This window comes from Pseudarthrobacter sp. PS3-L1 (assembly GCF_030063285.1).
GTDB lineage: Bacteria > Actinomycetota > Actinomycetes > Actinomycetales > Micrococcaceae > Arthrobacter.
Genome location: NZ_JASISU010000002.1, coordinates 14,517 through 27,162, shown reverse-complemented (window position 1 = coordinate 27,162; position 12,646 = coordinate 14,517). Strand labels below are relative to the sequence as shown.

The 12,646-nt window shown below is 61.4% G+C and carries 11 protein-coding genes and 1 tRNA gene; 5 read left to right on the top strand and 7 right to left on the bottom strand.

All coding sequences use genetic code 11. From position 1 onward, the window contains the following. Window positions 1–9: 9 nt before the first annotated feature. From QMG79_RS04520 to mptB (QMG79_RS04510), 3 genes are all read right to left on the bottom strand, one after another. Window positions 10–801 carry a sugar phosphate isomerase/epimerase family protein gene (locus tag QMG79_RS04520; protein ID WP_283537408.1) on the bottom strand — a complete coding sequence of 264 codons (792 nt, stop codon included), beginning with the start codon at window positions 799–801 and terminating at the stop codon, window positions 10–12. A gap of 97 nt (window positions 802–898) precedes the next feature. Further along, window positions 899–1,798 (bottom strand): aldose 1-epimerase family protein, encoded by a 900-nt coding sequence (locus QMG79_RS04515; RefSeq protein WP_283537407.1) that lies wholly within the window; start codon window positions 1,796–1,798, stop codon window positions 899–901. A 90-nt stretch (window positions 1,799–1,888) separates the two neighbouring features. Beyond that, window positions 1,889–3,472 (bottom strand): polyprenol phosphomannose-dependent alpha 1,6 mannosyltransferase MptB, encoded by a 1,584-nt coding sequence (gene mptB / locus QMG79_RS04510; RefSeq protein WP_283537406.1) that lies wholly within the window; start codon window positions 3,470–3,472, stop codon window positions 1,889–1,891. A gap of 219 nt (window positions 3,473–3,691) precedes the next feature. Between mptB (QMG79_RS04510) and QMG79_RS04505 the strand changes: the two genes are divergently transcribed. Together QMG79_RS04505 and QMG79_RS04500 are read left to right on the top strand one after the other, a co-directional pair. Continuing rightward, window positions 3,692–5,065: a glycosyltransferase 87 family protein gene (locus QMG79_RS04505; RefSeq protein WP_502934698.1), complete on the top strand. Its 1,374-nt coding sequence runs from the start codon at window positions 3,692–3,694 to the stop codon at window positions 5,063–5,065. 61 nt (window positions 5,066–5,126) lie between these two features. Continuing rightward, entirely contained in the window at window positions 5,127–6,350 is a 1,224-nt protein-coding gene (locus QMG79_RS04500) for a glycosyltransferase 87 family protein (protein ID WP_283537996.1), read from the top strand. 11 nt (window positions 6,351–6,361) lie between these two features. Here QMG79_RS04500 and mptB (QMG79_RS04495) read toward each other — a convergent pair whose 3' ends face one another. Beyond that, the gene (mptB, locus tag QMG79_RS04495; protein WP_283537405.1) at window positions 6,362–7,990 is read right to left on the bottom strand and encodes a polyprenol phosphomannose-dependent alpha 1,6 mannosyltransferase MptB; all 1,629 of its coding nucleotides are present in this window, start codon (window positions 7,988–7,990) and stop codon (window positions 6,362–6,364) included. Window positions 7,991–8,147: 157 nt separating this feature from the next. Here mptB (QMG79_RS04495) and orn point away from each other — a divergent pair, with 157 nt between their 5' ends. From orn to def, 3 genes are all read left to right on the top strand, one after another. After that, window positions 8,148–8,774 (top strand): oligoribonuclease, encoded by a 627-nt coding sequence (gene orn, locus QMG79_RS04490; protein ID WP_283537404.1) that lies wholly within the window; start codon window positions 8,148–8,150, stop codon window positions 8,772–8,774. A 151-nt stretch (window positions 8,775–8,925) separates the two neighbouring features. After that, window positions 8,926–8,998, top strand: a tRNA-His gene (locus tag QMG79_RS04485). Window positions 8,999–9,148: 150 nt separating this feature from the next. Continuing rightward, entirely contained in the window at window positions 9,149–9,721 is a 573-nt protein-coding gene (gene def / locus QMG79_RS04480) for a peptide deformylase (protein ID WP_283537403.1), read from the top strand. A 21-nt stretch (window positions 9,722–9,742) separates the two neighbouring features. On the opposite strand, the gene QMG79_RS04475 is transcribed toward def, so the two are convergent. From QMG79_RS04475 to QMG79_RS04465, 3 genes are all read right to left on the bottom strand, one after another. Then, window positions 9,743–10,543, bottom strand: coding sequence for an HNH endonuclease family protein (locus QMG79_RS04475; RefSeq protein ID WP_283537402.1), 801 nt, complete (start codon window positions 10,541–10,543; stop codon window positions 9,743–9,745). A gap of 110 nt (window positions 10,544–10,653) precedes the next feature. Continuing rightward, window positions 10,654–10,863 carry a hypothetical protein gene (locus QMG79_RS04470; protein WP_283537401.1) on the bottom strand — a complete coding sequence of 70 codons (210 nt, stop codon included), beginning with the start codon at window positions 10,861–10,863 and terminating at the stop codon, window positions 10,654–10,656. Window positions 10,864–10,933: 70 nt separating this feature from the next. Beyond that, window positions 10,934–12,415, bottom strand: coding sequence for a glyceraldehyde-3-phosphate dehydrogenase (locus QMG79_RS04465; protein WP_283537400.1), 1,482 nt, complete (start codon window positions 12,413–12,415; stop codon window positions 10,934–10,936). Window positions 12,416–12,646 lie beyond the last annotated feature (231 nt).

Sequence of the window (12,646 nt, the reverse complement as noted above, 5' to 3'; positions counted from 1 at the left end):
CGCCCGGCGTCAGTCTTCGCCCAACGCGACCATGTTGAGGAACTCGGCGTCACGGGCAAGACTGTCTGGGCTGTCTTGTTCGACAAATTCGAGCATGATGTCCAGGGACCTGCCACTCTCGCGCAGGACGTCCGTGGCGTCGTGCCACAGTTGTTTACGTCCTTCCAGGGGAAGCCGCTCCTCCAGGGGCCACCACGAGAAGCAATGAACGCCCACAAGATACGGAAGCACAGCATTCAGGCTAGCCAGGGCATCGTGGTCTGAGAGGCCCACAGCGGGCTGCCAGTAAGTACCCACATTCGCCCGGTCCACCGAGGAAAGGAGCCTGAGTGTCGCGTCGGGGGAATCGGTCAGGGTGCTCCCGTGGTACTCAAAGGCAATGCCAATCTCATGTTCGTCAGCCAACGCGGCAATGCGCTGTGTGTCCGTGACAACATCGGCCCACCCTTGGGCATCTGACTCAGCGCTCCCCTGCCCGCCAGCCCAGACCCGAATCCGGGGGGCACCCAGTGCCACGGCGCTCTCGAGCGTGGGACGGAAGTCGGCAAAGCTACCAGCCCGGTAATAGGACCCCAGCGACAGGACCAGCAAGCCGGCGTCGAGGGTTGCCTTCGCCGCTGCAGCAGCAGTCGCAGTGTCGGTTACGTGCACATCGGCGCCCCACTCGATGCCAGCCAGCCCTGCATCCACGGCCGCCTCGATGACCTTGGGAACAGGGAGTGCCCGCAGGGTCACAGAGCACAATCCTGTGGTCAGTTCCATTCTGTTCCACTCCGACAACTCGGGCATTGACTCGTGCATCGGAGCATCCTTCCGTTCATCTTTTCCCGCTCGGGAAGCGTCACTCTCTGTCATGCCGTCTCCCGGGGCACCGAAGCGCCAAGTCTAACGCCGAGGCCTACAACGCCCTGATCTGCCAACTACCAACATGCGCCGCACCCGGTTCCAGGACTACCAGGTCCACCCCTGTAGTGAAGGCATCCGGCGGGCAGGTCATGGGTTCCACGGCGAGTCCCAGGCGGTCAGGTTTGATGGGCTTGTCGCCCGTATAGATCTGGACCCAGGGCCACTCCTGGCCAAAGGACAGTTCGACGCCGGTACCCTCTGGATCGAACACGCGGACGACAGCCGCACCCGCACTGTCCCGCGTGAGGTCCGTGAAGGCGTGGTCAACAGTGATGGCACCAAGGTGGCGCGGTGAGCGGAAATCAAAGTTGCGTTCCTCCACTGCCTGCATCCCGGTGGGCAAAAGCCGCTCCGGAGTGACGGCAAGGAACGCAGCGGACGGGACTTCAAGAGTCCAACTGTCCAACCCGGAGGGCCCTGCCACCAGATACGGGTGCGGGCAGGCACCGTAGGGAACGCTGACCGGGCCCGTGTTCTCAGTTGCCAGCGTGCAATTCAGTCCCTCGGCCGTCAGTGCATAGCGGATCCGCACTGTCAGGTCTCCCGGGTAGGCGTCGCTGGCATGGATGCGGGTACTGAGCGTCACCTCTGACTCCAGGTGTTCCTCGAGGTCCCACTGGATGTGAGTGGCCAGCCCGTGCAGGGCAGTCTGCCGTTCGGGTTCGTTGATCACTGCCGTGTAACCCTTGCCCGCAAAGGAGTACTGGCCATCAGATAGCCGGTTTGGCCAAGGAACGCAGATGACGCCACGGTAGTCCGGCACTGCTCCGCCAGCGGCAAAACTGACCACCAGGTCCCGGCCCTGGTGTTGGAGTTCCCGGAGGGCGCCTCCCATGGCTGACACTGCCGCCGAGTAACTTCCCCGTGAAATGCTGTAGTCCTTGGTGGGCATGCTGAGGGTCCTCGTGATTCAGGAAGAGAAGGGCTGTTGAGCGCTCACAAGCTTAACTCACGCAGTGTGGCCGTCAACACACATGACCGGTCAGGACTTCGCTTTACGCGGGTGCCGGAACAGGACATGCGTTTTTGGATCCAGGAACATCAGGTAGAGCGCCATGGAGGCACCCACGGCGATGGCTACTCCACGAACCAGTTCGATCGGGATCCAGCGGAACACGCTCAATTGATCCGTGAGGGCAATGAGGACAAAAAACGTGGTCAGGTAGTAGACGGTGCGCGTCTGCCACCCTTCCCTGATCCCTGTCACGGTAAAGAGCGCCAGGAGCCAGATCATGTACCACGGCTGAATCATGGGGGCCAGGAGTACCACTGCTGCAAATGCCCACGCCATGCGCCGCAGCACCACCCCCTGGTAGGGGAGGTCGTCCAGGGGTTTGCTTGTGGATCGCCCCCTGGACATTCCCAGGGCGCCACGGGTTGCAGGGCGCAGCGTCAGCCAGAGGACGCAGGCGATGGAAAGTACAGTGCCCACCAGTTGGATCATGTCTGTCACCGTGGCACCCGGGAGCCCGATCACTGAGCTGGCCCATCCGGCAGCATGGGAGAACAGGCCCACGGGTGCGTACCAGATCCAAACAGCACTGGAAGTCTGGAGGGCACCGAGCCAGCCAAACCACAGGCCATTCACCCACCCTGCGGCTCCCAGTAGGACAACAGAAAGCACCAGCGTCCCTGTCCAACACATAAAGCGGCGGGTCCAGCCAGCCCGGTGCCCGGCCCACAGGAGGCCAACAAACGGCAGGGCAATCAATGTAATGGGCTTGATGGCAATGGACGCCGTGACCAGGACGATACCCCAGATGGGGCGCTTGACCGAAGCGCAGTAGATGCCCGCAATCATGAGTCCGAGCATCAGCGAATCATTGTGGGCGCTGGCCACAAAGTTCACGATCACCACGGGGTTGAGTGCAACCAGCCATAGCGCACGGTCAGGATTCATGCCGTGGTGTGCGGCCAGCCGCGGAATGTACATCATCAACAGGACCATCCCGGCCAGCCCCGCCAAGCGGAACGGGATCAACGTGATCTCAGGAACGCCACCGCTGATGAAGACCGCACCCTGTTCGATCCACAGCCACAGCGGGCCGTAGGGCGTCGGGGCTTCGGTCCACAGGGTGTCCGGGCCCAGGTTGAAGTAGTTGTTCAAAGCGGAGATGCCATTGGTGTATGGGTTCAGGCCATTGGTCATCAAACGGCCCTGCCCAATGTAGGCGTAGGCGTCGCGGCTGAACAGCGGGAGGGCCACCATCAAGGGAAGATTCCACAGCCAGAAAGCCCGGATCAGGACTGGCCGGCTACCCGCAGGAAAGCCTTTCAGCCGCTGTGCAAGGCGCAACCACGCACGGAGCATCAGGATTGCACCCACGCACAGCAATACAGTCGAAACGACCACGGCAACCGGTGAGGTACGAGCAAAAATGAACAGTGGCGTCCGGATCAGGACGCTGCTTCCGGCGAGCCAGCCGACTCCGATTGACGCCACCACAAGGAGTATTGCGCCGATGAGTCCCTGCCGCAGGGCAGTTCGCGAGGAATCCATCAGGCTCACGACGGCGGGAGTGCCGCCGGGTCCGCTGGCGCCACCCGTGCCGTCTGAAGGGAACACCGAACCTCCTGCCCCCTGATCACGCAAGCCCGAGGTCGCCATGAGTGAATGCCCTGTCCGATGTCGATATGGGTGCGGTGGATCCGCTGTTAAAGCCGCCCAGAGGGCCTCATGGATACCTTAGCACCGACACTTTACACGGGCTCAGCAGTTGCCCGTGGCCTGGAGCGGAATCAACCACCGTGCGGTTCCATAGCCAGCCATGGTGCCTGCGATACCATGGGACGGTCCCCGCGCCTGCACGTCCGGCCAACCTGTGACACCTCAACCGACAAGGATCCTCCCATTTCCACGGAATCATTTTTCAGCGCCCTGGCCCGTTTTCGGCGTCGGATTCTTCCGGAGCGGACCGAACAGGCACTCCTCACACGCAAGGGCCTGATGTGGGGGTTTTTCGGCGTCCACGGCGCATTCCTGATCTTCGCCCTGGTTCTTTCGCTTCGGGGCGAGGCGTTCAGCGACACTTTTATCTACCGTGACTGGGCAGCCGCTGGCTTCGACGATGCCCGGCTGACAGGTGGACCCAGCCCCTGGGTGTACCCCATTCTCGCCCTGATTCCCATGGCCATTGCTGGCGTCGCAGGACCGGGTCCCTTCTTCTTCCTCTGGGTCCTGATGATCAGCATCCTCGATGCTGTTGCGCTGGGAAAGCTCACCTCGTGGGGTCGCGACCGGGCCTCGTTGAGCGCCGGCTGGTGGTGGCTCGTGTTTGTGTTCATCATGGGTTGGCTCGGATTTGCCCGCGTTGACGGACTGACGGCACCTCTGGTTCTGATTGCGCTTGCGTACGGCGTCAAACGTCCTTTCGTCGCCAGCGTGCTTCTCGCCATCGGCACCTGGGTAAAAGTCTGGCCAGCGGCCATCATGCTGGCGCTTTTCGCCGTAGTCAGGAATCGGGTGCAGGTAGTCCTCGCAGGGATCGCAGTCTCTGCCGTCGTCGTCGGACTGGCTGCTGCCCTGGGCACACTGCCAAAGCTGCTGAATTTCCTCACCCAGCAGGGTGACCGCGGAATGCAACTCGAGGCCACCTTTACCACGCCGTGGCTCTGGCTTTCTGTCCTGCAGGCCGGCGACTCACGGATGTACATGAACACTGACATCAACTCCATGCAGGTTGATGGTCCTGGCACGGCGGCCATGGCAGTCCTCATGCAGCCCCTCCTGATCATTGCGGCACTGCTGGTTGCCGGCCTTATTTTCTGGGCTTTGCACAACGGAAACTCTGCCGGCGGCGTCGACCGGACAGAACTCCTGCTGGCTGGCGCGCTCAGTCTTGCCACGGCGTTTGTGGTTTTCAACAAGGTCGGCTCACCGCAGTTCATGGTGTGGCTTGCTCCAGCCGTAGCTGTCGGATTAGCCCATTCGTTCCGCGACTGGCGTGTCCCGGCCACCATGCTGATCGGCATCGCCCTCCTGACGTTCTGCATCTACCCACTCTTTTACGATGCCCTGAGCCATAACAACCCGGTCATGGCGTTGGTTCTGACTGCGCGCAACGTGCTGTTGATAGTGCTCTTCTGCTGGTCAGTGCGCCGCCTCTTCCTGATTGGCCGCAAGCAGCCTGCCCTGCACGGCGCTGGCAAGGAGAACTAAGATTTCCGCGCGCTTCTTCGACCGCCTGGAACGCATCCGTTCCACAGTCCTGCCGCCCGCCGTGATCGCATGGTTTGCACGCCCCACCAGCGTTTGGTGGGGTTTTGCCGCCGTACACCTGTACTTCATGGCTTGGATGGCTAGCTTCTTCCTCAACGGCGATACCTTTTCCGATACCGAGCAGTACCGTCAGTGGGCCATAGAGGGCTACAACCCGGCGGACCTTGATGGCAAGATCAGCCCATGGGTCTATCCCGTGCTGGCGCAGATTCCGATTTTTGCTGCCAACATTGCGGGCCCGGAGCTCTACCTGCTGGTCTGGACGCTGCTTATCACAGCACTGAACGCGGCCGGCCTGCTGGTCCTGACACGCGGGAAACGCCGTGCCAGCGGCATAGCCCCTGCATGGTTTTGGCTATTCTTCACGGTCTTTATGGGCTACCTGAGTTTTGCCCGGGTCGAGGGAATCACGGGCCCTATCGTTCTGATCGCTGTGATTCTGGCCGCGGAACGGCCCGTCATGGCGGCTACACTGCTCAGCATTGCCACCTGGATCAAGGTCTGGCCGGCCGCAGTCCTGGTGCCCATCGTCATTGCGAGCCGCAAACGTGTCCAGATGGTCCTTGCTGGCGCTGCAGTCACTGCTGTGGTGGCCGCGGGAACGTGGCTCAGTGGCGGCTTGCCGCACATCCTGGACTTCCTGACCAACCAGGGAGAGCGGGGCATGCAGCTTGAAGCCACGTTTTCGACCCCGTGGGTCTGGCTGAGCGTCTTCAACGTCGGCGGCTCCGAAATCGCTGACAACCTCGCCATCAACTCCACCGAGGTCTACGGACCAGGTGCCTCAGTGGCAGCTTTGCTGATGCAGCCGCTGCTGGTGCTGGCCGCTGCAGGCGGTGCTGCCCTGCTGGTGTGGGCGCTGCGCAAGGGTGCTGAACGCGAGGAGCTCTTCCTCGAGGGCGCGTTGCTGATGACCACTTCCTTTGTGGTGTTCAACAAGGTGGGGTCCCCGCAGTTCATCATCTGGCTGGCCCCGGTGGTTATCGCGGGGCTCACGCATGATTGGCAGCGTTGGAAGGTCCCCGCTGCACTTCTCATGGGCATCGCCGTGACAACCTTCATCATCTATCCCCTGTTCTACACTCCCCTGATCCACGCGAACCCCATCATGGCGGCGGTCCTCACCGCACGCAATGTCCTCCTGGTGGTCCTGCTCTGGTGGTCCGTCAAGCGCACTGTTGAACTGGGCCGCCGGGCATCCCGGACCGTCCAGCCAGCGGGGTAGGAGCCAAGTCCTTAGGGGGAGATACGCTGGCGGCTGCTGCGCAGCCACTCGCTGGGTTTGCCCTCTATCAGCAGTTTCCGGGTGTGTGGGTCAAGGACCAGCAAATAGATCGTGAACGCCAGCGTGATGATGGAGGCAAGGGACGACGCCGGGACATTGAGTTCCACAAAGGACCACACTGAGAGCTGGTCCTGGGCCCCGAAGACAACAAAGAACGTAATGACCACGTAGAGGATCTTGATTTGCCAGTCATTGCGGATTCCCGTGACGGCCAGGAACGGAATGAACCAGAGAACGTACCAGGGCTGAATGATGGGCGCCAGCATCACGACGGCTCCGAAAGCCAACGCCAGCCGTCGGACCAGCAGCGAGGAACTCCCCCGGAACATCAGGGTCAGCACCGCAACGATACTGAGCCACTTCAGGGCTGTCCGGAACAACGTAGCGATGTCCGAGCCGGGAAGGCCCAACGCGTTTGTGAATACTTCGATCTGCTGCCCAATGAGGCCTGACGGCGAGTAGCCGGTGTAGCCAGGCGTGGGATCAAGGATGGCCCACGTCCAGCCCAACCCCAGTCCGTAGGGAATTCCACTGAGCAGGAGTACGCCGAAGCTCAGGCCCGCTGTGGCACCCCAATACAGGAACTTGCGGACCAGCGAGGACCCCGGGCCAGCCCACATGAGACCCAGGAACGGCAGCAGGATCACCGTGATGGGCTTGATCCCGATCGAGGCCGTGACGAGAAGAATGCCAGCTACGTGCTTGCCCGTGGCAGCAAAGTACACGCCAACTACAGCGAGTCCAACCATAAGGGCGTCGTTGTGGGCGCTGGCCACAAAACTGATCAGGAACAGTGGGTTGGCTACCGCAATCCACAGGGCGCGCGCACCGCTGATCCCGTGCAGCTCTGCAAGCTTGGGAACATAGATCACACACAACAGGACACCCACACCAGCCAAGAGCCGGAACAGGAGCACTGACCAGTCGGGCTGTGCTCCGGTAATCGAGACCACTCCCCTGGCAAGCCAGAGGAAGTAGGGACCGTAGGGCGTCTTGTTCTCTGCCCACGCAGGGTCCGCACCCAGGGCAAACCAGTTACTCAGCGAACTGATGCCCGTGGTGTAGGGATCCTGGCCCTCCAGGACAAGGCGGCCCTGCCCGGTATAGGCGTACACGTCGCGGGAGTAGATGGGGACGGCGAAGACCATGGGAGCCGACCACGCGGCCACGGCAATGGTCACTGATTTCAACGCCCCTGGGCCCCAGGTCCTGAGCCGCTGTCCCAGCCTCAACCAGGAGCGCGTCAGGAGCATTGCGCCCACTGTCAACAACACCGTGGACATGGTGACGCCCCAGCCGTCAGTGCGCAGCGTGATCACCAGCCAGTGCCGGATCATGGGTGATCCGTTAGCAATCCAGCCAGCGCCGATGGAACCCACCAGCATCATGAAGGATCCAACGAATCCCTGGATGATGGCCACGTGGGCTCTCGCAGGAGCGCTAGCAGAGTTGTCCGGGGCGGGACTGGCGGCACTACTTGCCGCAGCATTCTCCACGGACACGGGGATTGCCCTGGGTGAGAACGCACGCCTGATCCGGTCCGCGGCCAATGCCACCGTTCCAGAACCGCGTGCCTTCATGATGATGGGAGTCCTTTGGTACGTAGTCGAAACGGCGTCGGAACCGCAGCAAAGGGCATGTTGACGACCAGCCCATGATATCAGCCGCCCCCTTGCCCCCTCAGATCAGCACCTTGTGTTCCGTGGCACGGACCCACTCTGCCGGTACGCTTGGCGGGTGCCTATTACAAATGAACGCATCGTCTGGATTGACTGCGAAATGACTGGACTGGACACCGTCAACGACGCCCTCATCGAGGTGGCGGCGCTGGTGACGGACTCCGAACTCAATATTCTGGGCGACGGCGTGGATGTCGTCATCAAACCGGACGAGGTGTCCCTGGCCAACATGGGAGACTTCGTCCGGACCATGCACACCACGTCAGGCCTGCTCAAGGAACTGCCAGAAGGCAAAACCATGGCAGAAGCGGAAGAGCTTGTCATGGCGTACATCAAGGAGTGGGTGCCAGAACCCAGGAAGGCACCGCTGGCAGGTAACTCCGTGGGAACCGACAGGGTGTTCCTGGCCCGCGACATGCCCTCCATTGTGGAACACCTGCACTACCGGATCATCGATGTAAGCACCATCAAGGAACTCTCCCGCCGGTGGTTTGCCCGCGCCTACTTCCAGTCGCCCGCCAAGAACGGTGGGCACCGCGCCCTGGGCGACATCCAGGACTCCATCCAGGAGCTTCGCTACTACCGTGAAGCTGTTTTTGTGCCGGCGCCCGGACCAGACTCCGCCACAGCCCAAAAGATTGCCCGGGCCATCTCAGCACCACAAAATCAGGTCACTGAACCCTGAGCCGATGCTGGAGTACTGTAATCTGCGCCACAATTAATGAGGAATTTTCCGAAATTCGCCAAAAGTGGACGCAGTAGGCAGAAACAGCGGGTAAGCTATTTGACGTTGCCTTCACGGATAGCCGCACTGCGGAAGTCCAGCTTGGTACATGGTGGGCGTAGCTCAGTTGGCAGAGCGCCTGGTTGTGGTCCAGGAGGTCGCGGGTTCAACCCCCGTCGCTCACCCGCTTGAACAGATTATCCTGTTCAGACAAAGGCTGTACCGGAGATCCGGTACAGCCTTTGTTGTTCCCATATACCCCCAGCAGTGAACCGCCGCCCAGCACCTGGGCATTCCAGCGGCGAACACCGCACGGCACTCCGGAAGGATCCCCCATGACAGTTCTGCCGATCACTATCTGGGGCGAGCCGGTCCTGCACCGGCGGGCCACTGAAGTTGAGGTCTTTGACGACGAACTGCGAACGCTGATTGCGGACATGTTCGAAACCAATGAAGCAGCCAACGGAGTAGGCCTTGCGGCTCCGCAGGTAGGTGTGGGCAAACGACTCTTTGTGTACCGCTACGCCAATAACGACGGAGCCCCGGACGTAGCCGCCGTCGTCAATCCGGTCCTGACCCTCTCGAAGGTTTCCGGCGCGCTGCCGGATCCCGAGGAGGAAGAAGAAGGATGCCTGAGTTTTCCGGGCGGGCAGTTTCCCCTCAAACGTGCCGAATGGGCCCGGGTGCAGGGCTTTGACGGCGATGGAAATCCACTCGAATTTGAAGCAACTGACTGGTTTGCGCGAGTGATCCAGCATGAGTTCGACCACCTTGACGGCAAGCTCTACGTGAACCGCCTCATGGATCGCTACTCACGAAAGGCCATGAAGCTTGCAAAGCGCAGCGGCTGGGGCGTTCCGGGGCTCACGTGGATGCCGGGTGTTGATCCGGATCCCTTCGGACACTGAACCTGGGTACTCCCCGTTCCGTCATTTTTCGGGCCTGATGGTCTGCTGCTCTGGACAGCGCCCCAGGACATCGCGCATGGCGTTGCGCTCCGCTTGCGTCACCCACAGTCCGTAAGCCGTTTTGACCGAAATCTGCCGTGCCACATAATGACACCGAAGGGTTCTGTTTGGTGGTAGCCACTGTGACGCGTCACCGGCACCCTTGTCCTGGTTGGCAGTGCCGTCGGCGGCAATCAGGTTCAGGGGGTCGTTCGCCAGGGACTGGCGCTGTTGCAGTGTCATCTCCTGGGCACCCTTCTGCCACGCATCACCGAGTGCCACAACGTGGTCGATCTGGACCACTTTGCTGCTCTCGGCGCCCCTGGTGAACTCAACGTTCGCCCCGGTGTAAGGTTCGCGGAAAGCACCCGAGACAACGGTGCAGCGGGACTGGGGAGCGAAGACTGGCGCCGCAAGATCCCTGCGCAGAATATCGTTGCGGGTATCGCAGCCATTGCGGTCTACATCCGCCCACGCCTGCCCGAAGTGGTCGCGGTCATATCCGTCGCTGCTGGCCCGTTCCTTCACAGCCAGTAGTTCAAGCACCACTGAAGCGCGTTCCCGCGGCACCTGGTGAGGCTGCCGCACGGGCCCCATCCATCCGCTGTCCAGCACCGCCACCTCGCTCGGACCACTCATGGACGGCGAAAAAATCAGGAACTGCCCAACCGTGAAGAACCAACCAATCCCCACCACCACGGCTAACGCTCCGGCGGTCACAAGGACCCACGCCTGCCGGGAACGACGCCGGGCACTGCGGTACCCGCTCCACTCCAGGCTCATCGGGAACTGCCCCGGGGACCATGCTGCTGCATTGCCCCAGACTAGTTCCCTGGCTGGTCCTCATCCCGTGATCCACAGTGTGGAGGACAAGTGCCAGCCAGGGGCATGGCCTACTGCTCTTTGACTACCCTCCGGAGATCCTCATGGGCTACCGCCAGCAGGCTCTCAAGCTGGGCAACGCGCTCATCGGTGACGTCACCCTGGGCATGGGCTTTTTTTGCGTCCTCAAGCAGGCGCGTGGCTTCTTTGTGGTTGGCCGTGGCAACATCCAGGGCATGCTCAAGGGTGGTGTCGTGTTCAACGCTCTTTTTGGCTTCCATCCTCCCAGTGTGGCCCCTCTGGCCGGATGATTCCAGCGGATCAGCTGGGGAAACGCTGGAGGGCCTGTCGTCAGGAGGTGGCGATGGCAGCCAGGGACACCGCAGGTTCCTTTGCAGGGAACGACGGCGGGTTGACACCGGACATCTCTTCCATGACCCGAACAACCTGGCAGCTGTAGCCGAATTCGTTGTCGTACCAGACGTAGAGAACCAGGTTTTTGTCTGTTGAGACCGTAGCCAGGCCATCCACAATGCCGGCGCGGCGCGAACCGACAAAGTCCGTTGATACCACTTCGGGTGAATCGATGTAATCGATCTGCTTGCGAAGGTCGGAATGCAGCGACATCTCCCGGAGGTAGTTGTTGACCTCGTCCTTGGTGGTCCCCTTCTCCAGGCTGAGGTTGAGGATGGCCAGGGAAACATCAGGGGTGGGTACGCGGATCGAGCTTCCCGTGAGCTTGCCGAGGAGCTCTGGCAACGCCTTGGCGACAGCCTTGGCGGCGCCCGTTTCCGTGATCACCATGTTCAGTGCCGCTGACCGACCGCGCCTGTCGCCCTTGTGGAAGTTGTCGATCAGGTTCTGGTCATTGGTGAAGGAGTGCACGGTTTCCACGTGGCCATGGATGATGCCGTATTTGTCATTGAGTGCCTTCAGAACTGGCGTGATCGCGTTGGTGGTGCACGATGCAGCAGTGACGATCAGGTCAGTGTCTTCGATGGATCCATGGTTGATGCCATGCACAATGTTCTTCAGGTTTCCCTTGCCCGGAGCTGTCAGGAGGACACGTGCCACTCCCCTGCTCAGCAGGTGCTGGGACAGGCCCTCTTCGTCGCGCCACCGTCCGGTGTTGTCGACCACCAGCGCGTCGCGGATGCCAAACTCGGTGTAGTCGATGGCAGCAGGGTCGTTGGAGTAGATGACCTGCACCTGGACACCATTGGCAGTGATGGTGTTTGCGTCTTCATCAACCCTGATGGTGCCCTCGAATGAACCGTGCACAGAGTCGCGACGCAGCAGGCTGGCCCGCTTCGCGAGGTCGTTGTCAGAGCCACGACGCACCACTATCGCGCGCAGGCGCAGCCCATGGCCGCCGCCCGCTTTTTCAATCAGGAGACGTGCAAGGAGCCTGCCAATTCGGCCAAAACCGTACAGCACGACGTCGGTGCTGGTGCGGTCGTCAGCGCCACGCTTCCCCACGACGTCGGCGAGCTCAGTCCGCAGGAACTGCTCCAGTGTCGTGTCGCCGCCTTCAGCCTTGAACTTGTGTGTCAGCCGGGCCACGTCGATCGCCGCTGCGCCAAGGTCAAGGCGGGCCAGCGTATCAAGCAGGGGTGCCGTGTCTTCGAGTCGGAGCTCTTCCCGATTCATCCGCCGCGCAAAGCGGTGTGCCTTGAGAATGTTCATCGTGGACTTGTTGATCAGGCTGCGGCCATGAATGCTGGTGACCACGTTATTCTCGCGGTACAGGCGGCCAATAACGGGAATCATGGCCTCAGCCAGGGCCTCCCGGCCCATCCAGGTATCAAGACAAGAATCTGACGTGTGGCTCACAGAACTACCTTCCTTGGTGCAGCCGCGTACGTCGTCGTACGCGGTTGGCGGCCCGCTCGGGCCACAGGATTGCCGGAGTGCGGTTCCGGCAACCGGGGATGCGCAAAGAAATACCGCCGGCTACATAACGCAGATCCGGCGGAAGAACATCTACGTCCTGAAATAATTCTAAGGCCGGGCACTGTTCGGACAGGCCCGCTGGAACGTGAAATCACTCACACGCCGAGCCTA